Annotated in this window: 25 protein-coding genes and 1 pseudogene; 9 read left to right on the top strand and 17 right to left on the bottom strand. The window is 59.4% G+C overall.

What is annotated here, in order from left to right; genetic code table 11:
- Positions 1 to 94: 94 nt before the first annotated feature.
- From betI to betA, 3 genes are read left to right on the top strand one after another with little or no spacing between them, the layout of a single operon-like run.
- The gene (gene betI, locus V1599_RS08355; RefSeq protein WP_112012943.1) at positions 95 to 682 is read left to right on the top strand and encodes a transcriptional regulator BetI; all 588 of its coding nucleotides are present in this window, start codon (positions 95 to 97) and stop codon (positions 680 to 682) included.
- A 13-nt stretch (positions 683 to 695) separates the two neighbouring features.
- Positions 696 to 2,168, top strand: a complete 1,473-nt coding sequence (gene betB, locus V1599_RS08350; protein ID WP_395301337.1) for a betaine-aldehyde dehydrogenase — start codon at positions 696 to 698, stop codon at positions 2,166 to 2,168.
- A 13-nt stretch (positions 2,169 to 2,181) separates the two neighbouring features.
- Complete coding sequence (gene betA / locus V1599_RS08345) at positions 2,182 to 3,846, top strand: choline dehydrogenase (protein WP_395301336.1); 1,665 nt, start codon at positions 2,182 to 2,184, stop codon at positions 3,844 to 3,846.
- Positions 3,847 to 3,924: 78 nt separating this feature from the next.
- Here the strand turns inward: betA and V1599_RS08340 are convergent, their stop codons facing one another.
- The 5 genes from V1599_RS08340 to budA all read right to left on the bottom strand — a co-directional run bounded on the left by V1599_RS08340 (position 3,925) and on the right by budA (position 8,599).
- Complete coding sequence (locus V1599_RS08340; protein ID WP_395301335.1) at positions 3,925 to 4,623, bottom strand: GNAT family N-acetyltransferase; 699 nt, start codon at positions 4,621 to 4,623, stop codon at positions 3,925 to 3,927.
- A gap of 108 nt (positions 4,624 to 4,731) precedes the next feature.
- Entirely contained in the window at positions 4,732 to 5,205 is a 474-nt protein-coding gene (locus tag V1599_RS08335) for a cold-shock protein (protein ID WP_112012951.1), read from the bottom strand.
- A 130-nt stretch (positions 5,206 to 5,335) separates the two neighbouring features.
- On the bottom strand, positions 5,336 to 6,106 hold the full coding sequence (locus V1599_RS08330) for a (S)-acetoin forming diacetyl reductase (protein ID WP_395301334.1): 771 nt from the start codon (positions 6,104 to 6,106) through the stop codon (positions 5,336 to 5,338).
- A 20-nt stretch (positions 6,107 to 6,126) separates the two neighbouring features.
- Entirely contained in the window at positions 6,127 to 7,848 is a 1,722-nt protein-coding gene (alsS, locus tag V1599_RS08325; RefSeq protein ID WP_395301333.1) for an acetolactate synthase AlsS, read from the bottom strand.
- Complete coding sequence (budA, locus tag V1599_RS08320) at positions 7,820 to 8,599, bottom strand: acetolactate decarboxylase (protein ID WP_112012957.1); 780 nt, start codon at positions 8,597 to 8,599, stop codon at positions 7,820 to 7,822. The genes alsS and budA overlap by 29 nt, the downstream gene beginning before the upstream one ends.
- A 102-nt stretch (positions 8,600 to 8,701) precedes the next feature.
- On the opposite strand from budA, the gene V1599_RS08315 reads away from it, so the two are divergent.
- Positions 8,702 to 9,589, top strand: coding sequence for a LysR substrate-binding domain-containing protein (locus V1599_RS08315; protein ID WP_395301332.1), 888 nt, complete (start codon positions 8,702 to 8,704; stop codon positions 9,587 to 9,589).
- A gap of 5 nt (positions 9,590 to 9,594) precedes the next feature.
- On the opposite strand, the gene V1599_RS08310 is transcribed toward V1599_RS08315, so the two are convergent.
- The 9 genes from V1599_RS08310 to V1599_RS08270 all read right to left on the bottom strand — a co-directional run bounded on the left by V1599_RS08310 (position 9,595) and on the right by V1599_RS08270 (position 16,015).
- Positions 9,595 to 10,122: a DUF3833 domain-containing protein gene (locus tag V1599_RS08310; RefSeq protein WP_112012960.1), complete on the bottom strand. Its 528-nt coding sequence runs from the start codon at positions 10,120 to 10,122 to the stop codon at positions 9,595 to 9,597.
- Positions 10,119 to 10,646 (bottom strand): hypothetical protein, encoded by a 528-nt coding sequence (locus tag V1599_RS08305; protein WP_395301331.1) that lies wholly within the window; start codon positions 10,644 to 10,646, stop codon positions 10,119 to 10,121. Before V1599_RS08305 ends, V1599_RS08310 begins: the two co-directional genes overlap by 4 nt.
- A complete protein-coding gene (locus V1599_RS08300; protein WP_395301330.1) occupies positions 10,643 to 11,128 on the bottom strand; it encodes a DUF2878 domain-containing protein in 486 nt (161 codons plus the stop codon). The genes V1599_RS08305 and V1599_RS08300 overlap by 4 nt, the downstream gene beginning before the upstream one ends.
- A complete protein-coding gene (locus V1599_RS08295; RefSeq protein ID WP_395301329.1) occupies positions 11,125 to 12,345 on the bottom strand; it encodes a class I SAM-dependent methyltransferase in 1,221 nt (406 codons plus the stop codon). Before V1599_RS08295 ends, V1599_RS08300 begins: the two co-directional genes overlap by 4 nt.
- Positions 12,342 to 13,064 carry a DUF1365 domain-containing protein gene (locus tag V1599_RS08290; protein WP_297119460.1) on the bottom strand — a complete coding sequence of 241 codons (723 nt, stop codon included), beginning with the start codon at positions 13,062 to 13,064 and terminating at the stop codon, positions 12,342 to 12,344. Before V1599_RS08290 ends, V1599_RS08295 begins: the two co-directional genes overlap by 4 nt.
- Before the next feature lies 1 nt (position 13,065).
- Positions 13,066 to 14,325: an NAD(P)/FAD-dependent oxidoreductase gene (locus V1599_RS08285; RefSeq protein ID WP_297119463.1), complete on the bottom strand. Its 1,260-nt coding sequence runs from the start codon at positions 14,323 to 14,325 to the stop codon at positions 13,066 to 13,068.
- The gene (locus V1599_RS08280) at positions 14,322 to 15,041 is read right to left on the bottom strand and encodes an SDR family NAD(P)-dependent oxidoreductase (RefSeq protein WP_395301328.1); all 720 of its coding nucleotides are present in this window, start codon (positions 15,039 to 15,041) and stop codon (positions 14,322 to 14,324) included. The genes V1599_RS08285 and V1599_RS08280 overlap by 4 nt, the downstream gene beginning before the upstream one ends.
- Positions 15,038 to 15,472 (bottom strand): nuclear transport factor 2 family protein, encoded by a 435-nt coding sequence (locus V1599_RS08275; protein WP_395301327.1) that lies wholly within the window; start codon positions 15,470 to 15,472, stop codon positions 15,038 to 15,040. The genes V1599_RS08280 and V1599_RS08275 overlap by 4 nt, the downstream gene beginning before the upstream one ends.
- A gap of 201 nt (positions 15,473 to 15,673) precedes the next feature.
- Positions 15,674 to 16,015, bottom strand: coding sequence for a DUF1294 domain-containing protein (locus V1599_RS08270; protein WP_395301326.1), 342 nt, complete (start codon positions 16,013 to 16,015; stop codon positions 15,674 to 15,676).
- Between the two features lie 195 nt (positions 16,016 to 16,210).
- Here V1599_RS08270 and V1599_RS08265 point away from each other — a divergent pair, with 195 nt between their 5' ends.
- Both V1599_RS08265 and V1599_RS08260 read left to right on the top strand, forming a co-directional pair.
- On the top strand, positions 16,211 to 16,606 hold the full coding sequence (locus V1599_RS08265) for a VOC family protein (protein ID WP_112012978.1): 396 nt from the start codon (positions 16,211 to 16,213) through the stop codon (positions 16,604 to 16,606).
- Between the two features lie 389 nt (positions 16,607 to 16,995).
- Positions 16,996 to 17,451, top strand: a complete 456-nt coding sequence (locus V1599_RS08260; protein ID WP_395301325.1) for a hypothetical protein — start codon at positions 16,996 to 16,998, stop codon at positions 17,449 to 17,451.
- A 223-nt stretch (positions 17,452 to 17,674) separates the two neighbouring features.
- On the opposite strand, the pseudogene V1599_RS08255 reads toward V1599_RS08260, so the two are convergent.
- Positions 17,675 to 17,979: pseudogene (locus V1599_RS08255) on the bottom strand (IS3 family transposase); the annotation flags it as partial.
- A 131-nt stretch (positions 17,980 to 18,110) separates the two neighbouring features.
- Between V1599_RS08255 and V1599_RS08250 the strand changes: the two are divergent.
- A complete protein-coding gene (locus V1599_RS08250; protein ID WP_297119477.1) occupies positions 18,111 to 19,100 on the top strand; it encodes a restriction endonuclease in 990 nt (329 codons plus the stop codon).
- Positions 19,101 to 19,355: 255 nt separating this feature from the next.
- Here the strand turns inward: V1599_RS08250 and V1599_RS08245 are convergent, their stop codons facing one another.
- Positions 19,356 to 20,525 carry a hypothetical protein gene (locus V1599_RS08245; RefSeq protein WP_297119479.1) on the bottom strand — a complete coding sequence of 390 codons (1,170 nt, stop codon included), beginning with the start codon at positions 20,523 to 20,525 and terminating at the stop codon, positions 19,356 to 19,358.
- 470 nt (positions 20,526 to 20,995) lie between these two features.
- Between V1599_RS08245 and V1599_RS08240 the strand changes: the two genes are divergently transcribed.
- Both V1599_RS08240 and V1599_RS08235 read left to right on the top strand, forming a co-directional pair.
- On the top strand, positions 20,996 to 21,415 hold the full coding sequence (locus tag V1599_RS08240; RefSeq protein WP_112012988.1) for a type II toxin-antitoxin system HigA family antitoxin: 420 nt from the start codon (positions 20,996 to 20,998) through the stop codon (positions 21,413 to 21,415).
- A 122-nt stretch (positions 21,416 to 21,537) separates the two neighbouring features.
- Entirely contained in the window at positions 21,538 to 22,659 is a 1,122-nt protein-coding gene (locus V1599_RS08235; protein ID WP_395301324.1) for a YbdK family carboxylate-amine ligase, read from the top strand.
- Here the strand turns inward: V1599_RS08235 and V1599_RS08230 are convergent.
- Positions 22,610 to 25,744, bottom strand: coding sequence for an efflux RND transporter permease subunit (locus V1599_RS08230; protein ID WP_395301323.1), 3,135 nt, complete (start codon positions 25,742 to 25,744; stop codon positions 22,610 to 22,612). The two genes, V1599_RS08235 and V1599_RS08230, sit on opposite strands and share 50 nt — an antisense overlap.

Genomic DNA, 25,744 nt, shown 5'->3' with positions numbered 1-25,744 from the left:
CCAAATCCGCAACAATTAAGACACATTTTATATTGAACGTCCAATCAAAAACCGCTTTAATGTATTACCAACGCTGATGAATGGAGTGGCAAAAATGCCCAAAGTGGGGATGCAGCCGATCCGGCGCAGGCAGCTTATTAACGCCACGCTGGAAGCAATAAATGAAGTGGGAATGCACGACGCGACGATCGCGCAGATCGCCCGTCGGGCGGGCGTTTCCACGGGGATCATCAGTCACTACTTCAAGGACAAAAACGGCCTGCTGGAAGCGACCATGCGCGACATTACCGGCCAGCTTCGCGACGCGGTACTCAACCGTTTACGCGCCCTGCCGGGCGGCAGCGCGGAGCAGCGGCTACAGGCAATCGTTGCCGGTAATTTTGACGAAACCCAGATCAGCAGCGCGGCGATGAAGGCCTGGCTGGCCTTCTGGGCGAGCAGTATGCACCAGCCGATGCTCTACCGCTTACAGCAGGTCAGCAGCCGCCGCCTGCTGTCGAACCTGGTCAGCGAGTTTCGCCGCGAGCTGCCGCGCGAACAGGCGCAGGAAGCGGGCTACGGGCTCGCCGCACTGATTGACGGGCTGTGGCTGCGCGCCGCCCTGAGCGGCAAACCGCTGGATAAGACCCTGGCCCAGTCGCTTACCGGCCACTTTATCAGCCAGCATTTACCGACCGATTAACCGAGGAGAAATTATGTCCCGAATGGCAGAACAGCAGCTTTACATCAATGGTGGTTATACATCGGCCACCAGCGGTCGCACCTTCGAGACCATCAACCCGGCCAACGGTGACGTCCTGGCGACCGTACAGGCCGCCGGGCGCGAGGACGTCGATCGCGCGGTAGAAAGCGCACAGCGCGGGCAAAAAATCTGGGCGGCGATGACCGCCATGGAGCGCTCGCGCATCCTGCGCCGCGCCGTGGATATCCTGCGCGAGCGCAACGACGCGCTGGCGAAGCTCGAAACCCTCGATACCGGTAAAGCGTTTTCCGAAACCTCAACCGTCGATATCGTCACCGGCGCGGACGTGCTGGAGTACTACGCGGGGCTGATCCCGGCGCTGGAGGGCAGCCAGATCCCGCTGCGCGACACCTCGTTCGTCTACACCCGCCGCGAGCCGCTGGGCGTGGTGGCGGGCATCGGCGCGTGGAACTACCCGATCCAGATCGCCCTGTGGAAATCAGCCCCGGCGCTGGCGGCAGGCAACGCGATGATCTTCAAGCCGAGCGAAGTGACGCCGCTTACCGCGCTGAAGCTGGCCGAAATTTACACCGAAGCGGGCGTTCCGGACGGCGTGTTTAACGTTCTGCCGGGCGTGGGCGCGGAGACCGGGCAGTTCCTCACCGAACATCCTGGCATTGCCAAAGTTTCCTTCACCGGCGGAGTCGCCAGCGGCAAAAAGGTGATGGCGAACTCGGCGGCCTCGTCCCTGAAGGAGGTGACGATGGAGCTGGGCGGCAAATCGCCGCTGATTATTTTCGACGACGCCGACCTCGATCTCGCGGCGGACATTGCCATGATGGCCAACTTCTTCAGCTCCGGCCAGGTCTGCACCAACGGCACCCGCGTGTTCGTGCCCGCAAGGCATAAAGCCGCGTTTGAGCAAAAAATCGTTGAGCGCGTGGGCCGCATCCGCGCGGGCGATCTGTTCGATGAAAAAACCAACTTTGGCCCGATGGTCAGCTTCCCGCACCGCGACAGCGTGCTGCGCTACATCGCCAAAGGTAAAGAGGAAGGCGCGCGCGTGCTGTGCGGCGGCGACGTGCTGAAGGGCGAAGGGTTTGACAGCGGCGCGTGGGTGGCCCCGACCGTGTTCACCGACTGCACCGACGAGATGACCATCGTGCGCGAGGAGATCTTCGGGCCGGTGATGTCCATCCTCACCTACGAATCCGATGAAGAAGCGATCCGCCGCGCCAACGACACCGACTACGGCCTGGCGGCGGGCATCGTCACCGCCGACCTGAACCGCGCGCACGGCGCCATTCATCAGCTTGAAGCGGGCATCTGCTGGATCAACACCTGGGGTGAATCCGCCGCGGAGATGCCGGTTGGCGGCTACAAGCATTCCGGCATTGGCCGCGAGAACGGCGTGATGACGCTCCAGAGCTACACCCAGGTGAAGTCCATCCAGGTTGAGATGGGTAAATTCCAGTCCATATTTTAACCGGGAGGTTTATTTGCAATTTGACTACATCATTATCGGCGCCGGCTCTGCCGGCAACGTGCTGGCAACGCGCCTGACCGAAGATCCAAACACCACCGTGCTGCTGCTTGAGGCGGGCGGGCCGGACTATCGCTTTGACTTCCGCACCCAGATGCCCGCCGCGCTGGCGTTTCCGCTGCAGGGCAAGCGCTACAACTGGGCGTACGAAACCGAGCCAGAGCCGTACATGAACAACCGCCGCATGGAGTGCGGACGCGGAAAGGGGCTGGGCGGCTCGTCGCTCATCAACGGCATGTGCTACATCCGCGGCAACGCCATGGATCTCGATAACTGGGCGAAGGAAGATGGCCTGGCGCACTGGAGCTATCTCAACTGCCTGCCCTACTACCGCAAGGCCGAAACCCGCGACGTGGGGCCAAACGACTACCACGGCGGCGACGGTCCGGTGAGCGTCACCACCTCGAAGCCGGGCGTGAATCCGCTGTTTGAGGCGATGGTGGAAGCGGGCGTGCAGGCGGGCTATCCGCGCACCGAGGATCTTAACGGCTACCAGCAGGAAGGCTTCGGCCCGATGGACCGCACGGTCACGCCTAAGGGCCGACGCGCCAGCACCGCGCGCGGCTATCTGGACCAGGCAAAGCAACGCCCGAACCTGACCATCCGCACCCATGCCATGACCGACCGCATCCTCTTTGAAGGCAAGCGCGCGGTGGGCGTCGAGTGGCTCGAAGGCGAAAGCACTATCCCGTCGAAAGCGACGGCGAAGAAAGAGGTGCTGCTGTGCGCGGGCGCCATCGCGTCTCCGCAGATCCTCCAGCGCTCCGGCGTGGGCAATGCTGAGCTGCTGAAGCAGTTCGATATCCCGCTGGTGCACGACCTGCCCGGCGTGGGCGAAAACCTGCAGGATCACCTGGAGATGTACCTCCAGTACGAGTGCAAGGAGCCGGTCTCCCTCTACCCTGCCCTGCAGTGGTGGAACCAGCCGAAGATTGGCGCCGAATGGCTGTTTGGCGGCACCGGCGTGGGCGCGAGCAACCACTTCGAGGCGGGCGGGTTTATCCGCAGCCGCGAAGAGTTCGAATGGCCGAACATTCAGTACCACTTCCTGCCGGTCGCCATTAACTACAACGGCTCGAACGCGGTGAAAGAGCATGGCTTCCAGTGCCACGTTGGCTCCATGCGCTCGCCGAGCCGCGGCCACGTGCGAATTAAGTCGCGCGACCCGCACCAGCATCCGGCGATCCTGTTTAACTACATGTCCCACGAGCAGGACTGGCAGGAGTTCCGCGACGCGATCCGCATCACCCGCGAGATCATGCACCAGCCCGCGCTGGACAAGTACCGTGGCCGGGAAATCAGCCCGGGCGTGGAGTGCCAGACCGACGAGCAGCTGGATGAGTTCGTGCGCAACCATGCCGAAACCGCCTTCCACCCGTGCGGCACCTGCAGGATGGGCTACGACGAGATGGCGGTGGTAGACGGCGAAGGCCGCGTTCACGGGCTGGAAGGGCTGCGCGTGGTGGATGCGTCGATCATGCCGCAGATCATCACCGGCAACCTGAACGCCACCACCATTATGATCGGCGAGAAAATTGCCGATGCGATCCGCGGGCGCGAGCCGCTGGCGAAGAGCACCGCGGCGTATTACGTGGCAAACGGCGCACCGGTTCGCCGCTGAGGGTTCCCCCTCACCCTAACCCTCTCCCCATAGGGGAGAGGGGACGATCGCTCCCCACAGGGGAGAGGGCCACGCCTTTTATTCCCGAAATGCCTCCAGCCGCTTAACCTGCCGCCCTTCCCCGTCAAAATTGTCCGCGGCCAGCCAGGCGCGCAGCGCCGCATCGCGCTGAGGCCATTCACCATCAATAATGGAATGTATGTCGCTATCGCGGTTGCGCCCTTTGCGCACCATCTTCTGGCGCAGACGCCCTTCCCAAACAAAACCCAGCCGTTCGGCGGCGCGTCGCGACGCGGTGTTCATGGAATCGCACCGCCACTCCAGCCGCCGGTAGCCATGCTCGAAGGCATTTTTCAGCAGCAGCCATACCGTTTCGGTGCCAATTCGGGAACCTTTCATCTTCCGTGACCAGGTGACGTGGCCGATCTCCACCGACCCAAGCAGCCGCTCGTAGGCCATATAGCTCACCAGCCCCACCGCGCGCTCGGTGTGCAAATCAATCACGGCGTAGGGCACCAGCGCATCGTCCATGACCTTTCCCAACACCCAGTGGGCGGTTGCCTCAACGTTTGCTGGCTTCGTGCTGGCAAGCCAGGTCCAGTCGCCGTCATCCCCCAGCGCATAAGCCTCATAGAGATCGGCAGCATGACGCTTAACGTCCAGCGGCTCCAGACGGCAGTACTGGCCGAACAGCGGCGAGCGGGTTAAGGCGCGCGCGCCCGTCCAGCCGGGCACGATATCGTTAACGGTTTGACCAAATTGGTTGAGTTCGGGCACGGCGGTGACTCCCTGAAAGGTAAGGAGTTTGTTATAGCAGGTTAAAAAGAGAACGAAAAGACCGGAAAAGGCAGGCCGGGTTAGGCGCAGCCGCCACCCGGCAAAAGGTTACTTCAGCAGTTTCACCGTGGCATCAATGTCGATTTCATCTTCGGTGAAGATCAGCGTCGAATTCTGGAAGGTGGTAATCGCGAGCTTCTTCACCGTGCGCATTTCGCCCGGCTTTTTGTCGGATTTTGGCTTGATGCTGTTCATCAGCAGCCCCACCGACAGCACCGCATTTTCCTTGTCGATTTTGGTATCGACCGGCTCTTCTTCGCTGAACACCACGAAGGACTTGATCGAGGTGAGCTTCACGCGCTCGCCCGCGATGTAGAGGTGTTTGCTTTCCGGGATCACCTTCACCGCGTACGCGGAAAGGCCTTTATTGTTGGTTGTCGGCTCGAAGGTCACCGCCGCGTCTTTCTTAATCAGATCGGGGTTGGCGACCTTAATCACGTGAAAATAGCGGTTGTCGCCGTTTTCATCTTTGATAAATCCAAAGCCTTTATCTTTAAACCACGTTGTGATTGTACCGTTCATGCTGCTTCCGCCCGTCTGTCGATCGTTAACTCAATTTTTGCAGCGCGCAGTGTAATGCACAATGTCCGTACAGACAAAAAAAACCCCTGCACGGGTGCAGGGGAAAATCATGTCAGAGCTTATTTTTTTATTAGTTGAATACCATTCCGCCGTCAATCAGCAGCGACTGGCCGGTCATGTAGTCGGAGTCCGGGCCGGCAAGATAGGACACGCAGGCCGCCACGTCTTCCGGTTCAGAAAGCCTGCCAAGCGTGATGCGTTTGGCGAAGGTTTCCGTTCCGTAGCCAAGCGGTTTACCCGCCGCCTCGGAAACCTGACGGTCGATTTCGGCCCACATCGGCGTTTTCACGATGCCGGGGCAGTAGGCGTTAACGGTGATCCCCAGCGGGGCGAGATCCCGCGCGGCGGTCTGGGTCAGGCCGCGCACCGCGAACTTGCTGGAGCTGTAGACCGCCAGTTCCGGGTTGCCGGTATGGCCCGCCTGGGAGCAGGCGTTGATGATCTTGCCGCCGTGCCCTTCCTTGCGAAACGCGTCAATCGCCGCCTGGATCCCCCAGATCACCCCTTTGACGTTGATGTTGTATACCTTGTCGACGATCTCCGGCGTGATGGATTCGATCGGCGTGGACGGCGCCACGCCCGCGTTGTTGACGATAACGTTGAAGCCGCCCAGCGCGGTGCGGGCTTTTTCTACCGCCGCAAACACCTGCTCGCGGTCCGATACGTCCACCTTCACGGCAATGGCCCTGCCGCCGCTGCGTTCGATCTCATCGGCAACCGCTTTGGCGGTCTCTTCGTTGTAATCGGCAATCGCCACGGCAAAACCGTCCTTCACCAGGCGCAGCGCAATTGCCTTACCGATCCCCTGGCCGGAGCCTGTTACGAGAGCAACCTTTTGCATCGTTCTGTCCTTATATTGAGTCACAAAATCTGGCTGAGATGGAGCTGGCCCATCAGCAGCGGGTTATCGCTATAGTCGACGGGAATGGCCACCACGGCCGGGCCGTCAACGTCCATCGCCGCACGCAGCGTCGGCTCCAGCGCATCGGCGCTTTCAACCGCAAAGCCTTTTGCGCCGAAGGCGTCCGCGTAGGCTTTGAAGTCGATCGGGCCGAACTCAACGCCGGAGAGGCGCTGGTATTTTTTCTGTTCCTGAATCGCCACCATGTTGTAGCCGTTATCCACCCAGATGATGTGCAGCACGTTGGCGTTAAGGCGCACGGCGGTTTCCAGCTCCATGCTCGACTGCAGGAATCCGCCGTCGCCGGAGACGGAGACCACCTTGCGGCCCGGGTTGACCAGCCACGCGCCGATCGCCCACGGCAGGGCCACGCCCATCGTCTGCTGGCCGTTAGAGATCATCACCTGGCGCGCGCGGAAGCTGTAAAGGTAGCGGGCGATCCAGATGTGGAAACTGCCCATATCAACGGTGAGCGTCACGTCATTGTTCACGATGTCCTGCATGGCGCGCACGATGCGCAACGGATGAAGGGCAAACTGGTTGAGCGACGCACCGCGTCGGTCGAGGAGATCGCGCTGGTGCTGGCGATCGACGAGGATTTCGGTGGCCTGCGGGCTCAGCGCAAGCGTGTGGTCGAGACGCCCCGCCAGCGCGTCAAGCGTCGCCGCGATGTCGCCCACCAGCTCGACGTCGGGCACGTAGTTACGCTCTTCATAGGCGGGCAGCACGTCAACGTGCACCAGCGTGGCGTCGCCGCGGTTCCACATGGACGGCTCGTATTCGACCGGGCTGTAGCCGATGCAGATAATCAGATCCGCCAGGTGCAGCAGCCGATCTCCCGCCTGGTTATTAAACAGCCCGACGCGTCCGGCAAAGCGGGTGAAGTGTTCCTGATTCACCGCCCCGGCGGCCTGATAGGTGCTGGTGACCGGAATACGGCTTTTCTCCAGCAGCTTGCGCAGCGCGGCGCTGTTGGCGGGCTGGCTCGCCATCAGGCCCAGCAAAATCACCGGGTTTTTCGCCCTTTGAATAAGCTTCGCGACGTCGTTAATCGCCGCCTCCGGCGCGGGGCCCATCAGCGTCGCGGTGCTGGCGGGCAGGACGGCGCCCGTGACGGGCTGGTCAACGATATCCTGCGGCAGGCTGACGAAGGCGCTGCCCGGCCTGCCCTGCTCGGCAACGCGAAACGCGTTCGACACCACCTCGGCGAGGGCGTCCGGCGCGTTGACCTCCACGGAATATTTGGTCACCGGGCTAAACATGGCGACGGTGTCCATGCTCTGGTGAACCTGCTTGGCTTTATCCGCCCGCTTCACCGCGCCGCCCAGCGCCACTACCGGGTCCCCCTCGCTGTTGGCGGTCGCCATGCCGGTGATCAGGTTTGAGCAGCCCGGCCCCGACGTGACTAATGCCACCCCGGCCTTACCGGTCAGCCGCCCGACCGCCGCCGCCATAAACGCGGCGTTCGCCTCGTGGCGCACCGGGATCAGTTCAATCGGCGAATCGAGGAGGGAATCAAACACCTTGTCGATTTTCGCACCGGGAATACCAAACACGTGCTTCACGCCCTGCGCTTCCAGCTGGCTGACGACCAGGTCGGCGCCGTGCGCCCACTGGCGAGAATGTTTTTCACTGTTCACGGTTGTTCTCCTGTTAGTTTTCGACGGAGCGGATCGCCGCATCGAGATCGCTGGGGTGAAGATTGGCCTGTAAAAACGCGCTGTCGGCGGGAAGGTCGATCATCAGCTTGTGAATTTCGCCGAAGGTCAGCACGCCGCTCTCCAGCTGGTAGTCCAGCAGGTGGCCGCCGCCCTGGCGATCGTCGGTGATGAAATGCTCGTGATAGCCCGCCACGTTGATGCCCTGCATATGCTGCGGCGTGCGAAACCCCACCAGCACGCCCTCGCGCGCGCTGAAGCGGAACACCGGCTGGTCGTCGAGCACGTCGGTCATCGCGCGGTACGGCGGCGTCTGGCGCGGCACGGTGCGGGTGTGCGCGTGGCGGAAATGGCCGTCGATGCGCAGGGCGCAAAAGAGGTTATCCGAGGGGATCTGCTGGTCGATAACGTCGTGGATCTGCTGGCGGCTGACCGGCGCGTCGAAGACCTTGCGGTACTGCGGCTGGAACCAGGTCATCACCGCGAACGGCGTTTTTTGCTCCGGCTTCGCGGCGCGGGCGCTGCCGTCGGCGCGCAGCTGATAGACCTGGCTGCTGAAGGCGATCATTTCACCGTCCAGCTCGTTGAACGTGCCAAGGCCAAAATCACCGTGCGCGAGCAGGTCGGCGATGGTGGTTTCCCCTTCATAAACGCCGCTTAGCAGGGCGCTCATGAGCGATGTTTGATATATCACACTGTCAGGATGTTGCGCTGAAAACCCGCGCAGGGTCTCGCAAAGGCTTTCCTCACAGTCACATACAGGTGAATGGGTCATCATGCGTCCTCTTCAACTTTTTTAGAAAGGTTAAATAAATGTTGACCCGATTCAGCACAGAGTTCCAATATAGAAATCCTGCTGGTTTGAGACGTTTTTGATATGGAACTTCGTTACCTGCGCTATTTCGTTGCGGTAGCCCGCGAGCGACACTTCACCAAAGCGGCCAAAGCGCTGGGTATTTCCCAGCCGCCGCTCAGTCAGCAAATCAAACGCCTGGAAGATGAGGTCGGCACGCCGCTGTTCCGTCGCCTGACGCGGGGCGTAGAGCTGACCGAAGCGGGAGAGGCCTTTTACGAGGATGCCTGCAAAATTCTGGCGATGAGCGACGCCGCGCTGGAGAAAACGCGCGGCATTGCGCGCGGCCTGATCGGCAGCCTGTCGATTGGGATCACCAGCTCGGACGCCTTTCATCCCCAGATCTTTACCCTGATCCGCCAGTTTCAGCAGCAGAACCCGGCGGTGACGGTCAATCAGGTTGAGGCGAACATGGCGACGCTGATGCACAGGCTGGGCGAAGGCGAGCTGGATTTAGCGTTCGTGCGGCTGCCGTGCGAAAGCAGCAAGGCGTTCGATCTGAAAATACTCGATCGCGAGGCGATGGTCGTGGCGCTGCACGGTTCGCACCCGCTGGCGGATAGCGGCGCGCTGGCGCTGCAGCAGCTTAGCGATACGCCGCTGATTATGTTCCCGCAGGAGGTCGCGCCGGGTTTGTACGACCGCGTCTACGGCTGCTGCGAGCGGGCGGGCATTAATATGCACAACAGGCTGCAGGCGTCCCAGCTCTCCTCATCCCTGAGCATGGTCTCGGCGGGAGGCGGGTTCGCGCTGGTGCCGCAGTCGATGACATCCATTTCCCCGCCGAACGTAACCTACCACACCCTCACCTCGCCCGAGCTGTATACGGACATTGCGATCTGCTGGCGGCGCTTCGAGCGCTCGCGCACGGTGAAGCGCTTTCTGGCGATGCTGGATAAAGGGCCTGCGTAATATGCCTACGGTTTTCGCGTGAAGAACAGCGTCACCGTGCCCACGCGGAAGCCGAACTTCGTCATCTCCGTTTTGTTAAACAGCCGCGTGTCGTCCTGCAGGTACATCCAGTCATCAAAGTGCAGCAGCCAGGTTTTGCCGTCGGCCTTCACGTTCATGCTGTAGCGCCAGTGAAACGCGTTGCCCGCCGCCTCGCCCTTCGCGACGCCGTCAATATCGCCCGCCGTGCCCTCGAAGCGATTGCTCCCCAGGCGGCGAATATGCCAGACGCGCTGCTGCTTCTCGCCGTCGTCGTAGACAAACTGCTCGTTAAGCGTGAGGGTGTCGCCCACGACGTCGCCGGTAATCTCCACGTGAAAGCGGCGGATCTGCCTGCCGCTGCGGTCTTGTACCATTCCCCACGCTTCGGTTTTCCCCTTGAAATAGCTGAATATATCGAGGGCGGGCTGCTGCTGGCGGTAGTCGGCCACCTCGGTGCTACACCCCGCCAGCAGCATCAGCAGCGCCGCGCCAAACATCAGGAAACGTTTCATGGTTGACCTCCGATCAGCTGCTGACGCAGCGTTGGATATTGCGTTTGCGGGGAGAGCCAGATCGCCAGGAACCGCGTACTGAAGGTTTCCGGCTGCGGCGGCCCCAGCGCCGAAAAGCCGCGCTGCGAACCGGCGGCGCGGTACCAGAACTGCCCCTGCCCGTCCTTTTGCACAAACGCCAGCTGCGCGCCGGGCGTTACGTCGGGCCAGATCGCGCGCAGCGCGCCTAGCCAGGCCTCGCTCTGCGGCTCCTGCCGGAGAATGCCCATCGCCGCCCACTGGTCGCGGGTGGCCTCGACAAGCTCGTCGCGATCGATGTCGCGCCGGTAGGTAATGACCAGCGCCCGGTCGCGCGTCGCCCCGTCGTAGCGTCCGTCAGGGGTCAGCAGCTGGGAGGTATATACGGTAAACGGCCCCCACGTCAGCGTGGCGTCCCCCACCTTGCGCCAGCTCAGCCAGTCGGCCGCCCGCGCCGCGGGAGCCGTCACCGTCAGGGCCAGCAGCAACAGCCATGCGAGCCTCATCGTTGTCGCCCCATCATGAAGTGGAAAAAAAGCATCAGCACCAGCCAGCCGGGCACCATCCAGCCGATGACGATAACCGCGGGCTGCAGGAAAACGATCCCGCCCAGACGCTCGCCAACCAGGTAGGCGACCGGCCCCCCTGCCGTGGCCAACAGAATAAGCAGCCAGCCCGGCAGCGTCGTCGCGCGCGTCAGCCCGGTCCAGACCGAGGCAAACATCAGCCACAGCGCGATCATCCACAGCGGCATGACCGCCTTCCCGGCAAAGGCAATCAGCCCGGTCAGCGCCCAGAGGGAATCCAGCGCGCAGCCCACCGCCGCCAGCAGCGCGGCGTTAAGCCGATGGGGCGGCGGCAGCATCAGCCACGCGAGGATCGCCAGCGCCAGCCAGAGGATCAGCCCGCGCTCGCGAAACAGCACCACCAGCGTCCAATAGAGATCGAAGCCGATCGCCAGCAGAATCACCTGCCCGTATCGCCTCATACGCGGTCCGCGGTGAGCTGCACCACGCTGATGGTGCGGGCGTTGAACCCCGCCTCGCAGTAGCCAAAATAGTAAAGCCACATGCGGCGGAAGCGCTCGTCAAAGCCGAGCGCCTCGATCTCCTGCCAGGCGTGGACAAAACGCTGCCGCCAGTGCGCCAGGGTGCGGGCATAGTCCGGCCCCATGTCGAACAGGTTGCGGACCACAAAGTCGGTGTGGCGGGTCATCAGCTCGCTCATCGCCGTGACGCTCGGCAAGAACCCGCCGGGGAAGATATAGCGCTGGATGAAGTCGACGCTTTTGCTGTAGTCGCGGTAGCGCTGATCCCGAATGGTAATGGCCTGAATCGCCATTCTGCCGCCGGGGCGCAGCCGCGCCTGACAGGTGCGGAAGAACGCGGGCAGGTAGCGCTGCCCCACCGCCTCAATCATTTCGATCGACACCAGCTTGTCGTACTCGCCGGTGAGATCGCGATAGTCGCACAGCAGCACCTCAACGCGGTCGTCCAGCCCCGCGCGCGCAATCCGCGCTTTCGCCCACGCGTACTGCTCCTGGGACAGCGTGGTAGTGGTCACGCGGCAGCCGTAGTGGCGGGCAGCAAATTCGGCCATCGCCCCCCAGCCGGTGCCAATTTCCAGCAGCCTATCGCCGGGCGCAAGCGCCAGCTGGTCGCACAGCCGCGCCATTTTGGCCCGCTGGGCGGCGGTCAGATCCTGCTTATCGTCGGTAAACAGCGCGCTGGAATAGAGCAGTTCGCCGTCGAGAAAGCGGGCGTAGAAGTCGTTGCCGAGATCGTAATGGGCGGCAATATTTTCACGCGCCTTGGCGCGCGAGTTGCGTCGCGTCCAGTGGCGCAGCCGCTCGACGGGCCTGCCCAGCAGGCGAAAGCCCTTTTCCAGCCGCCCGAGCACGTCGCCGTTCAGGGCAAGAATGTGCAGCAGCGCGGTCAGCTCGTCCGTTTCCCAGTCGCCGTCCATCCACGCCTCGGCGGCCGCGAGGCTGCCTCCGGCCAGCAGGCGTGAGTAAACGCGCGGCGATACGATCTGCACCTGCGCGCGAAGGGCGGAGGCACTGTCGCCAAAGTGGAAGGTCTGCGCCCCTTCGCGCACGGTAATGGAGCCGCCGCGCAGCCCGCTCAGCAGGCGAAAAAGCAGCCAGCGCGCGAGGCGAGCGTTGCGCGGGACGTCGGGTTCAAGCGCAAAGACGGGATCGGTCATGAGCGTTCACTCCTGCGGGCGGGATGGTTATACAGCGGCACGCGCTTGAGCCATAGCCGAAGCGCCTGCCAGTAAATCGCAAAAACGGTTTTGAGCGTCATAAGGGGAATGCGCAGCAGCAGCGAGCGCAGGGCGCGGCGCGTGAGCGGCTCCCGCGCCAGCATCAGCGAGGCGTCAAACACCTTCGTCTGCTGATGGTTCTCAATGTGCATGCGCAGCGTGGCGTCCGGGTGGTTAAAGCGCCAGCGGTAGACCATGTCCATCGGGTTAAAGGGCGACACGTGAAAGGCTTTCTGCGTGGGCCGCGCGTCCTGCCCCTCAACCGCATAGTAGTGTCGCTCGTTCCAGGGCGTGTTGCGCACCTCGGCCAGCACCCAGCGCAGCTCGCCCGCCGGGTCGTAGCAGTAGTAGAAGTTGACCGGATTGAAGTGGAAGCCCCAATAGCGCAGCTGGGTCAGAAGCATGACGCGCCCCGCCGGGCGCTCGCCGGTCAGGCTCTCCAGGCGGCTCAGCGCGTTTTCCTTCAGCGGCGCGCCGAGCGGATAGTCCGCATCATAAAACGCCGCGGCGGCGAAGCGGTTTCGCCCAATGCCGACCGAAGGAAGGTGGTCAAGCTCGTCCAGGTCTAGCCATGCCATGAACACGCGGTAGGTAAACGCGTGCGGCTTTGGCTGCAGGCGGCGGTGGCGCAGGACGCCGTGATAGAGGCAGCTGTTCACGCTAGTTGCCCTCCCCGCCGGCCATCGCGTTGACCACGTCAAGCGCGCTGCGCACGCCGTCCTCGTGAAAGCCGTTGTACCAGTACGCGCCGCAGAACCAGCTCCGGTTGTGGCCGTTTATCTCGCCGCGCCGGGCCTGGGCGCGCCAGCTTTTGGGGTTAAACAGCGGATGTTCATACACGAAGCGCTTCCAGACGAAACGCGCGTCGACGGGTGCGTCCGGGTTGAGGGTGACGCAGAACAGCGGGCTTCCTTCGGGCAGCCCCTGCAGGATATTCATGTTATAGGTGACGCAGGCGCTGGCCTGGTCGCGCGCGCTCAGGCGGTAGTTCCAGCTTGCCCAGGCGCGCTCGCGATCCGGCAGCCAGCGCCGGTCGCCGTGCAGCACTACCTCGTTGCGCTGCCAGCCGATATCGCCCAGCACCTCGCGTTCGGCGGCGGTCGGCTCGTCCAGCATGGCCAGCGCCTGCGCGGAGTGGCAGGCAAAAATCACCGCGTCAAACGCGTGCCGTTCATGCTCTAGCTGAATATTTACGCCGCGCGCGTGGCGGAACACCTGCTGAACCGGCGCGTTAAGGTGCAGGGTCAGGCGGTCACCGAGCGCAGCCAGCATTGCGCGGACGTACTCCCGCGAGCCGCCCGGCACCACGTACCACTGCGGACGATGGGTGATATCCAGCAGGCCGTGGTGCGCAAAGAAGCGCAGGAACAACGGCAGCGGGAAGCGGCGCATCTCCTGCAGCGACGAGGACCAGATGGCGGCCCCCATCGGCAAAATATAGTGCCGCGCAAAAAAGGCGGAAAAACGGTGCGTCTCCAGAAACGTTTCCAGCGTCGCGCCGGGGTCGATCGGCTCTCCAAGCGCCCGTTTGGCCTGGGCGTTGAAGCGTACGATCTCCTTCAGCAGCCCCCAGAAACGCGGGTTAACCAGGTTCCGGCGCTGGGCAAACAGCGAGGCCAGCGTGTGGCCGTTATATTCCAGACCGCTTTGCGGGTTGTGCACCGAGAAGCTCATCTGCGTTTTTTGCCCCTCAATGCCCAGCTCGCTCAGCAGCCCCATAAAGCGCGGGTAGGTTCTGTTGTTGTAGACGATAAAGCCGGTATCGATGGCGAAGCGCCCCTCGGGCGTCTCGACGTCAACCGTGGCGGTGTGCCCGCCCGGCGTAGCTCCCGCCTCGAAGAGCGTGACCTGATGATGCCCGGCCAGCCGCCATGCGCAGGTCAGCCCGGCGATCCCGCTGCCGATAATGGCGATGTTCATGAGCGCACCATCCTGCGCAGCAGCGCGCGCTGAAGAAACGCAGGCAGCGCCGACAGCAGGCGCACGATCAGGCCAAAGCCGCCGGGAAAGGCGATGTGGTTTTTGCCCCGTTCCAGCCCCCGCCGGATGGCCGTGACGGCCTGCTCGACGCTCACCCGTCCGGGCATTGCAAAATCATTCTTGCGCGTCAGCGGCGTATCAACGAAGCCCGGCGAGACCACCGTGACGGCGATGCCCTTCGGCTCCCAGTCCAGGCGCAGGCTCTGCGCAAACCAGCTCAGCGCGGCCTTCGAGGCGCCGTACGCCTCCGCCCGGGGGAACGGCAGCCAGTGCGCCATGGAGCTGACCAGCGCCACGCGGCTACCCGCCCGCATCTGCGGCTGAAGCGCGGCAAGGCAGTTCACCGGGCCGAGGAAGTTGGTGGTCATGACCCGCTCGACGAGCGCCGCGTCGACCACGCCGCGATCGAGGTATTCGCAGGTCCCGGCGCAGAGGATGACCAGATCGGCACCGATGCCCGCGAGCGCCTGGCGACAGGCGTCCCTGTCCGTCATATCAAACAGGCGTATCGTCACGTTTGGGCTGTGCTGATGCAGGGCCTCAAGGCGAGCCGCATCGCGCCCGCAGGCGATGACGTGCCAGCCGTCCTCGGCAAAAGACTTCGCAAGCCCTTCCCCAATGCCGGAGCTGGCCCCGGTGATCAGCACCGTCTTCATGCGCGCACCCTCCGCTTCACGCCCCGTACCGCCCAGCCGAGCAGCGGCAGGTGTTCATAAATCATCTCTCCGGCGTCGTAATAATCGCGCTGACGAACGATGCGCTCGTCCTGGACGTCCACGACCGAGCAGCCCGGTAGATCCAGAACCTCTCCTCCAGCAATGCGCGGATGCGACCAGCGCATGGTCCAGGTCACGACGACGCGCTGCTCGTCGCGCAGGGGCGGATCGATGAGAAAGCGGCAGGTTTCAACGTTAGCGAGCAGGTGGGTGAAGTAGCGCTGAATGGCGAAAAGGCCCGCGTGTTCGCCGAAGGGATCGACGAGCACCGCATTCTGATGGTAAATCCCGGCCAGCGCCGACGGCGGCTGGGCGTCGAGCGTGGCGTAGTAATCAATAAACCGAGTGATGACGGATGGCAGCGTGCTCATGGGTCACATCCTGACCGTTAGTAACGTAGCGTTATTGCATACTTAAAACTTAGACAATATGAGCAGTTTGTCTAAGTTTTGCGTGAAGTATTTTTTATTGTGCTGATTTATTAATAGGTTACTTATTGCTCGCCTGAGCTGGCACAGCCCTCCTCTCCCTCAAGGGAGAGGGCTCGGGAGAGGGGGGAAAGCGGAAAGAGGCTATGCGGTAAAGGGGTAGAACGTGTAAGCCGCCGCCATCGCGGCGACGCTCACGATGACGCTGATAATGAAGTAGGTTTTGAACGGCTGCTTCTGCGTTTTATGGCGAAAAAGCTGCTGGCCCACAATCGCGCCGGGCCAGCCGCCGACAACGCCAAACGCCAGCAGCGTGGACTCCGGCACCCTGCGCCACGCCCTGCGCGCCGCCAGCTTATCGCCGCCGTAAATCAGCAGCGTCAGGACGTTCGCCAGCAGCAGCCACGTGGGAATGGGATGCGGCGCCAGCATGCTGGCGAACGCCGCAATGATCAGGAGGGGATAGCAAAAGCGATTAAGATTCATAAGGTTAAGTACGGCAATGGAATAGGTGTGTTATGCCCGCATTATACACTACGCGGCCCGGCGAAATGAGCGCAATGCCGGAGGGTTTATTCGTTACATCGGCAATCATCCCTCCCCGCTTTTACATTCTGCGATGTCCGCGGGGTTCTTTGATAAAATAGGGCAATGCCATTAATGCCATATTGGGGAGGTCCCTTGAGCACGACCAAAAAACGTCTGGGCTATGTGTCGATTGTTGTCGATGATTACGACAGAGCGATCGATTACTACACCAACACGCTCGGCTTCACGCTGGTTGAAGATACGCCGCAGCCGGGCAAACGCTGGGTGGTGGTATCGCCTGACCCGGACAGCGACTGCAGCCTGCTGCTGGCGCAAGCCTCAAATGAGACGCAGCAGGCCTTTATCGGTAACCAGTGCGGCGGGCGCGTATTTTTATTTCTGCAAACCGATGATTTCTGGCGCGATTACAACGCCATGAAGTCAGCTGGCGTACATTTTTGCGAAGCGCCAAGAGAAGAAGAGTATGGCACCGTGGTGGTGTTCGAGGACCTCTATGGCAACCGGTGGGATTTGCTGCAGCACGCTTAACGTTGTCGATTTAAAACAATTAGTTATATTAAAAAATTGTTCTTTTCTGGTTTCGAGGTCGTTGACGGTGAGCACTTTCTGGAAGGCGCCTCGCAAACCTGAAAAGTAACCTTGTGTAATTCAAGGTTATCTCTTTTCTTCCCTTCTACATCGCCGTAAAGTGCCTGCGTTGCGACACACCCGTAACCGGGCGTAGGAACCCGTATATCAAGACACGACATTTTTATGTCTCGGCAGCGCTCAACCCGTTAAGATACGGTTGCGCTGGCGGAGCAGCCGAAAGGTTGGCCGTTGTGTCGTGTGCGGTATTCCTACCTCCGTCAGCGTAACCACTCATTAGCGTAGGAACTCGTGAGATGGTCTGGAGTTTGTTTAAAAAGGAAAAACACATGACAACAATTTCATCCCCAAAATACGTTCTTTCAGAAGAAAGCCTGGTTCACCCTCTCCTCACTCAGCCCGTTTCTCAGTCCGCGGACATTTTTGAACTGGCCAACGCCTGTACCGCTTACGTTAGCGTACTGGTTGAATCCGACCACGATGAAAATAACGCCACGCTGTATAAACGACTGTTCGTCGCCCTCAAGCTGCTTCGCGAACGGTGCGATGACGACCTTCCACCGTACCTTGTCGAGCAGCTGATTGCGGGGGAAAAGAGCGGCTCCTGCGTGCCGGACTGCTGGCTGGAAACGACAACGCAGGTGGACTATGCGCTGGCGTTAACGCAGGCGGTGATGGGCGGAACGCTGCAGCCCAGCGTGGCAAAACAGCTGACCAGGCTGCTGCACGACATGGTGTGGATGCTGGCCGAGTATGTGAAGGAGCCGTATTTTACGGCGCATTAAAGAAGATAATGGCAGGCCGGAATTATCTTAAGGGAAATAAACTTCGGCCTGACGAAGAGGGTCGGTACTAAATTATTAATGTCTGTTATGAGTGAAAATCAGAACTTGGCAACTCCAACAAAAGTATGGCTATTATTGAGTTGTCTTTGTAAATAGCCCCATTTTAGTACCAGATATTTTTTGAGCTTCCGGTCAAATGATGATTTTGGAAATAGTTTAGTGAGTACCCCTCTGCCACTGCCTGCAACACGATAATAAGGGGTTCATTACGCGTAGTATCCAGGCGGCAATGTCAAACCGTTCTGCTCAGATTCAGATTCCGGCGGGCCTGACGGATACTGAGTCCGAACGTCATTTTCCGATGAGTGAACAGCTCAAATCTAAAGGCTGGTTTTAATGCTTTTTTCTATAACGTCTTTCAGACGTCCGGTTATCAAGACTCAGGCGGCAAACATCTGATTGACGCCAGTTCGCGTCCTCAAGCCCCTTGTTTTTTTTCAAATTATCAAGAGCCTCCATGCCGCCGTAGGCTCACTATCGTCTATTTCAATAAGCCCTATATGTGCGACATTCCTGCAATTGTACCCAGCCCAAACATGATAGATAATCGTGGCATACAGCATTCACCATTTAAAAAAACAATGCATTAAGGGGATTCCGTGGAGTTCAATTTCGATGCACTCGATCCAACTAAATTCGAAGAGTTTTGCTACGATCTGCTATCAAGCCTCTCACCAGCGCAGCTCGACTGGAGAAAGGGTACTCCGCTTGGATCCAGCCCATCTGACCGTGGACGTGATCTAGAAGCTACCTTCTTGAAAACTGAAATAGATGGCTCTCAGATCTTTGAAAAGTGGCATATTGAATGTAAGCACTATGAAAAGGGCGTGCCGCCTGACAAGTTACATGGCGTACTTTCATGGGCAATGGCTGTGCGACCAGATGTATTGCTGATTATAGCTTCAGGCTATCTATCTAACGCTTGTAAGGAGCACTTGGAATTATTTAAGGCTAATAACAAGCCTCCATTTAGGTTGCTTGTATGGGAGCGAAAAAAATTAGAATCGTTAACTTCAGGAAATTTTGAGTTGAGAGCAAAGTACGGCCTGACAAAAGAGTTGTCCTTCATGAGGCTCATTAATAATTATCATGCCGAATATACATTAAATGCGCATTTTAATACGATCCCATTTTTTTTGTCAGCAATGGATGAGCTTGAAGATGATTTAAGACGGGAAGTCTTTGGTTTGGTTTTTATGGAGTTGATCAAGCCAAGGTTTCGTCTGCCAAACCATCCTGATGAAAAGATCGCAAATTTGATGCTAGACAAAGTCGATTACTCTAGCTACAAAAATAAGCTCTTGAGCTATAGAGAAGGCGAATTGCCTACAATGTATGTATTTAATGCTGTTTCTTATGCACTAGGCTACTACTTTTCCCTCAGCAATATCGATAGTATAACGCCAAAAGTAGAAAGATTAGATGCAGCAATAAAGTATATGAAGGAAAAAGAACCCAGTCGTTCTTTTGATTTTATTATTGAACATCGTAACTCTCTGGCAGATAAGACTAAATTGCGCTACGTACAGTATCATCAAATCTGCAATTCATTCGTGAAGAAATTATTATCGGAAACCCCGGCACTTTGAGCAATACTAGTTAACCTTTAGTTGGTCGGCCTAAAACATTAGGCCGATAAATTTATGACAGGATGATTATTATGGTTGCCCTTAAGGCTGACTGGGCCAACAGAGAAGCAGGCTAAAACATCAGTTCATCAAACTGTATGCTCTAATATAACTGAGTCTTTGTTATGTCCACTCCTGACACTGTGCGGACTTCAATTTTAGTCCGGCTCTACGCCACTCTTATGTCAGGCCAAATTTAAGCTAATACAAATTAAGTTACCTTCTGACAGTCACTGTAAGAGCCTCATCCTGTACCAGTAATGTAATCACATCTGCGGCAATATCCGGTCTTATGCCAGGCGTTTTGTAAGTCGCATACACCGCAACCGATAGTGGACTCAAATTATGCTTCCCAGCGATACGTTTTACCTCCTCGATAACCTTAAACGTATCGTTTTCCAAAGCTAGCCCTAAACGGGCTGAATCCAGATATACACGCTGAGCCACTGTGATATGCGCGAACTTTTTGAGTTCAGCGGTAATAATTCGCTGCGCCTCCACGCCGATAGATGAGCCCCCCTCAACGACTCCTGTCAACCCAACAAGCTTACCTCCATCAATACGAGTATTGTCATCTTTGTCTTTGGAGTGCGGTACTAAGGCATTCAACTCTACATCCTGTTGAAGTAGCTCCAGCAGTTCGGGCAAAAACGCAGTTTTGATGACACCTTTTAAAGCAGCTGCTCTTTTAGCCAAGCTGACAGGGGACTGTCCCAATCGAGCCGACATTGAAATAAAACAACTAGCTATTATGAAAATATCGCTTTCCCCGATCAGAGGGGCACACTCGTTCTGGAAGGATAGCTCGTCACGAATGAGAGGGTTTACTTTTTCAGGCTTCCTAATTTTTGATTTTGGTTGCTTCTTGCTATAACCACGTAAAGCATCTTGCGTACTTCGTGTTAGGATGCTGATACTTTTAACCAACCCCTCATTACCCTTAAGATTGGCAATCATTTGCTGCATATTTTTGAGCCTGCCAAGCATCTCGGGCATAGCGTTACCCGCAGCGATCTTCTCGCTGATATCATTAAGATTTCTCAGAACACCAGTAACAAGCTGCGAGGGAGCAAGAACCGAGGCACTCAGTTGATGGCTTTTTTTGATTTCTTTTTCCATCAACTGGATTGCCTGCTTCCAGTCGGTTTGTACACCAGCCTTAATGGTCTCAAGATTACGAATACTGTTTCGAAGTCTTTCGCATTTATCTAACGGAAAAGGTTCACCATTCTGTTTACCTGTTTTCAGCCAGTAAACCAAGGATACGAAGTCAGCATTAGCCGTCGCAACAAGTCCATTGATAACACGCTGCCTCGCTTCAGGTGTAAAGTGATTTGTTTTTGGTACTGGCAGACGATCATTTTTGTGCGCTATTGGTCTCTTCATAACGGGTATCTCAGCTTGGCTCCATTAACGATAAATACCGTTTGGATATCCGGCAGCAATCATTCCCTCTTACATATCATGTTTTACGTTAGTAATAACCCCTGCATCATCAAAGTATTGTTATATTTTGATCTCACAGATAGTAATTCAACTCCCTCGCCTAACACTTAGCGAACTCCACTCTCATTATCCATTCACAACTCAACAACCAACTAACATTAAGGTGAAAAACAAATAGCCAGAACGCACCACGAAAACAAAAAATTTTCATTCACATCGCCAATCCTCCCATACGATTGTAACCACGTTCTTCGGACGGGTAAGCTTTTGGAATTTCAAGAAAGGTGCATCTATTGAAAGTTTCCATATCGTCAACTTAAACGCATTGAGTATAATATTCCCAGTCAAGAAGCAAGAGGAACACATGCAGAATACGACAAGCTTTTAGATGTGTATCGGAGAACGAAAGAATGAACTACGCAGAAACTATCAAAGCAGCAAACGCGCTGACTAAGCTGCTGCCTTTCCTGAGCGTAAACCCAACAAAAGAAGACTATCAAGACGCGCTGGATCTGGTGGAATACCTGATCGAGCACGATCCTGATAATCCACTCATCGATATGCTAACGGCAAAGATCGACAGGTACGAAAACGCGTCGCCGGAGTTTGCGGAGTTTAACGCGAGGGTAGCCAGCATACCCTCAGGCGTGGCGCTGCTGCGAACGCTGATGGACCAGCATAAGCTGACGCAAAGCGACCTGGAAAATGAGATTGGTAAGAAGTCGCTGGTGAGCCGCATCCTGAGCGGCCAGCGCTCGCTGACGCTTGACCATATGCGGGCTCTGGCGAAGCGTTTTAACATACCGGTCAGCACGTTTGTTGGTGATTGACTGACGTAACGCCACGCCGCCTGCGGTTGCCCCTCCCCCTCTTCCCAAAACGGCGAGGGGATTGTTCCGAACAGAATGACCCGTTGTCTATACTCTCTCCATACCCGACAACGGAGCTCACCATGCCCTTACCCGACTTCCACGCTTCTGAACCCTATACCCTGGGCATCGAACTTGAGCTTCAGGTGGTTAACCCGCCGGGCTATGACCTGAGCCAGGACTCCTCCGCCCTTATCGCCGCCGTAAAAGACGACATCAAAGGCGGTGAAGTCAAACACGACATCACCGAAAGCATGCTCGAGATTGCGACGGGCGTGTGCCAGAACATCGACCAGGCGGCGGCACAGTTCTCGGTGATGCAGCAGAGCATCCTGCGCGCGGCGGCGGAACAGCATATCCAGATCTGCGGCGGCGGCACGCATCCGTTCCAGAAGTGGCAGCGGCAGGAGGTCTGCGACAACGAGCGCTATAACGTCACCCTTGAACGCTTTGGCTATCTGATTTTACAGGCCACGGTGTTCGGCCAGCACGTCCACGTCGGCTGCCGCACCGGGGATGACGCCATTTACCTCCTGCACGGCCTGTCGCGCTTCGTGCCGCACTTTATCGCGCTGGCGGCGGCGTCGCCGTATATGCAGGGCACCGACACGAAGTTCGCCTCGTCGCGGCTCAATATTTTCTCCGGCTTCCCGGACAACGGCCAGATGCCGTGGGTCAACAGCTGGCAGGAGTTTGAAGGGCTGTTCCGTCGGCTCAGCTCCACCAGCATGATCGACAGCATCAAAGATCTGCACTGGGATATTCGCCCCAGCCCGCACTTTGGCACCGTCGAGGTGCGGGTGATGGATACGCCGCTGACGCTTGCCCACGCCATTAATATCGCCGGGCTGATCCAGGCGACGTCCCACTGGCTGCTGACCGCGCGGCCCTATAAGCACCAGGAAAAAGATTTTCTGCTGTACCGCTTCAACCGCTTTCAGGCGTGTCGCTACGGGCTGGAGGGCATTCTGACGGACGTGCATACCGGGGAGCATAAAACCGTGGCGGAAGACTGCGCGTGGCTGCTGGAGCAGGTTGCGCCCTCGGCCGAAAAGCTCGGCGCGACGAGCGCGATACAGGAAATCGCCCTGCTGTTAAAACAGGGCAAGAGCGAGGCGCAGCGCATGCGGGACTTTATCGCCGACGGCGGCTCGCTTATTTCTCTGGTTCAGAAGCACTGCGAGCTGTGGGCGACGAGTCCGTAAGGCCGTGGCCCCACTCGCGCAGGCGCTGAAACAGCACGAACAGCGCCGGGATAAACAGAATGCCAACCACGGTCGCCACCAGCATCCCGCTGAACACCGTGGTGCCGATGATGCGTCGGCTCTGGGCACCCGCCCCGGTCGCCAGCATCATCGGCAGGACGCCGATAATAAACGACACGGCGGTCATCATGACCACGCGGAAGCGGCGCGACGCCCCTTCCCGCGCCGCATCGACAATCGTCATTCCGTCCATGCGCCGCGCGCGGGCGAACTCGACGATCAGGATCGCGTTCTTGGCGGCAAGGGCAATCAGTAGCACCAGGCCAATCTGCACGTACACGTCGTTGGCGTATCCGCCGATCCATAGCCACACCAGCGCCCCGCCGAGGGCAAACAGCACCGAGAGCATCACGCTCGCCGGGAGCGTCCAGCTCTCGTACTGCGCGACGAGGAACAGCCACGCCATCACTATCGCCGCCAGCATAATCCAGAGGGCCTGATTGCCGGTCTGCTGCTCCTGATACGAGATGCCGCTCCAGGCGTAGTCGTACCCGGCAGGCAGGTTCTCTTCCAGAAGCTCGCCCATTGCCGCCATCGCAGCGCTGCTGCTCACCCCTGCCGCCGCCGAGCCGCTCACCGACACGGACGGGAACTGGTTGTACTGCTGCAGGAACGGCGCGCCGACGGTTGGCGTGATGGTGACGAGGTTGCTCAGGCGCACCCGCTCGCCGCCGCGGCTGCGCACGAACAGCTCGCTGATTTGCTCCGCGCGCTCGCGCCACTGCATCTCGTTTTGCATTACCACGTGGTAGACGCGGTTGTTGACGCTGAAATCCCCGGCGCGCGTGCCGCCGAAGGCAGTCTGCAGGCTGCTGAAGATGCGCGAGACGGGCACGTCAAGCCGGGCCGCGCGCTCGCGATCGACCGTCAGCGTCAGCTGCGGCACGCTGCTGCTCCAGGTGGTGAAGACGCGGCTCAGCTGCGGATGCTGGTTGGCTTTTGCCAGCACCTCGCGCGTGACGCGCTCCAGCTCCGCCGGGCTTTGCCCCGCCTGCGCCTGAATGCGCAGGTCGAAGCCGGAGGCGTTGCCCAGCCCCGGCAGCGTCGGCGGCGCGAAGGCCATAATCGTCGCTTCCGGCAGGGCCAGCAGCTGCCGCTGCAGCATGCCCATCACCTCATCCAGCGGCGGGCGCTCGCTCCAGTCCTTCAGCATGATGGAGATAAATCCGCCGTTTGAGGCGCTAGTGCCGTTGAGAATGTTAAATCCGGACACCTGAATCACGTCTTCCACCGCCGGATGACGGGCAATAAGCTGCCGCACGGTGGTCATTACCGCCTCGGTCCGCTCCAGCGACGCCGCTTCCGGCAGCTGTACGCTGGCAAAGAAGTAGCCCTGATCCTCCTGCGGCAGGAAGCCTTTCGGCATCGACGTCACGCTGAACGCCACCACGGCGGCCGCGCCCGTCGTTGCCAGCAGCGCCAGCCAGGGCCGATGGGTAAACACGCTCACGATGCGGGCATAGCCGCCGCGCGCGGCGTCCAGCCCCCGATTGAAGCCGCGGAAAATGGCCGCCGGACGCGCAGGACGCGGGCGCAGCAGCAGCGCGCACAGCGCGGGCGTGAGCGTCAGCGCGACCAGGCTTGAAAGCGTGACGGCGGTTGAGAGCGTCACCGCGAACTGGCGATACAGCTCGCCGACGATCCCCGGCAGCATCGCCACCGGCACAAATACCGCCAGCAGCACCAGCGTCGTGGCAATCACCGGCCCGGCAATCTGGCGAAGCGCCAGCGCGGTCGCCGCCGTGCGGCTCTGCCCTTCCGCCATCAGCGTTTCAACGCTCTCCACCACCACGATGGCGTCATCCACCACCATGGTGAGCGCCAGAATGATGGCGAACAGGCTCAGCGTGTTGGCGGAGTACCCGAGCGTATAGAGCATCGCAAAGGTGCCCACCAGCGACACCGGAATGGCGAGCGCGACGATTAGCGTGGCGCGCCAGCTTTGCAGGAACAGGGACACCACGACCACAACCGCCAGCAGGGTCAGCGCCAGCGAGACGCCAATCTCTTTGATGGTGGCGGCCACAAAGGCGGTGGTATCAAATTTGACCTCGTAGACCAGATCGTCCGGGAAGCGCGTCGAGAGGCGTTCCAGCTCGGCGCGCACCGCGTCGGCCACGCGCAGAGCGTTGGCGGACGGCGTGGGGTAGATGCCGAGGTAGGCGGAGTCGTGTCCGTTCAGCTGCGCGCCTGAGCTGTAGCTGCGCGACCCCAGCTCGATGGTGGCGATGTCCTTCAGGCGCACCAGCTGGCCCATCTCGCCCGCGCGGATAATGATGTCGGCGAAGTCTTCCGCCTGGTTGAGGCGGCCGAGGCCGTTGATGGTCAGCGTCTGCTGCTGGCCGTTAAACACCGGCGGCGTGCCCACCTGCCCCGCCGCGCCCTGCACGTTCTGCTCGCGCAGCGCCTGGGCGACGTCGTCCGTGGTGACGTTGAGGGCGTTCATGCGCTCCGGGCGCAGCCAGATGCGCATGCTGTAGTCGCGCGCGCCGAACATCTGCACCTGCCCGACGCCCGGCAGGCGCGACAGCGCCTCGCGCACCTGGGTGCTGGCATAGTTGCTGACGAACAGCGGCGCGTGGGTGTTATTTGGTGAGTAAAGACTTACCCCCATCATCAGGTTGGTGGAGCGCTTGCGAACCTGCACGCCGTTTTGCTGCGCCTCCGCGGGCAGCTGCGCCACGGCCTGCGCCACGCGGTTTTGCACGTCGATGGCCGCCATGTCCGGGTCGGTGCCCGCCGCAAAGGTGATGTTAAGGCTATAGCTGCCCTCGTCCGAACTGGTGGATTCCATATAGAGCATGTGGTCCACGCCGTTCAGCTGGGTCTCCAGCGGCGTGGCGATAGCTTCGGCCACGTCGGCGGAGCTGGCGCCCGGCCATGACGCTGACACATTCACGACCGGCGGCGCAATCTGCGGATACTGCTCAACCGGAATAATCTTCAGCGCGAGGGCGCCCAGCAGGGTTATCACCAGCGCGATCACCATCGCAAAGCGCGGGCGTTTGATGAAAAACGTCAGCAT

Source organism: Enterobacter sp. ECC-175 (assembly GCF_043968675.1).
Lineage (GTDB): Bacteria > Pseudomonadota > Gammaproteobacteria > Enterobacterales > Enterobacteriaceae > Enterobacter.
The sequence above is the reverse complement of the archived record's forward strand: the minus strand, read 5'-3'. Positions and strand labels throughout refer to the sequence as shown.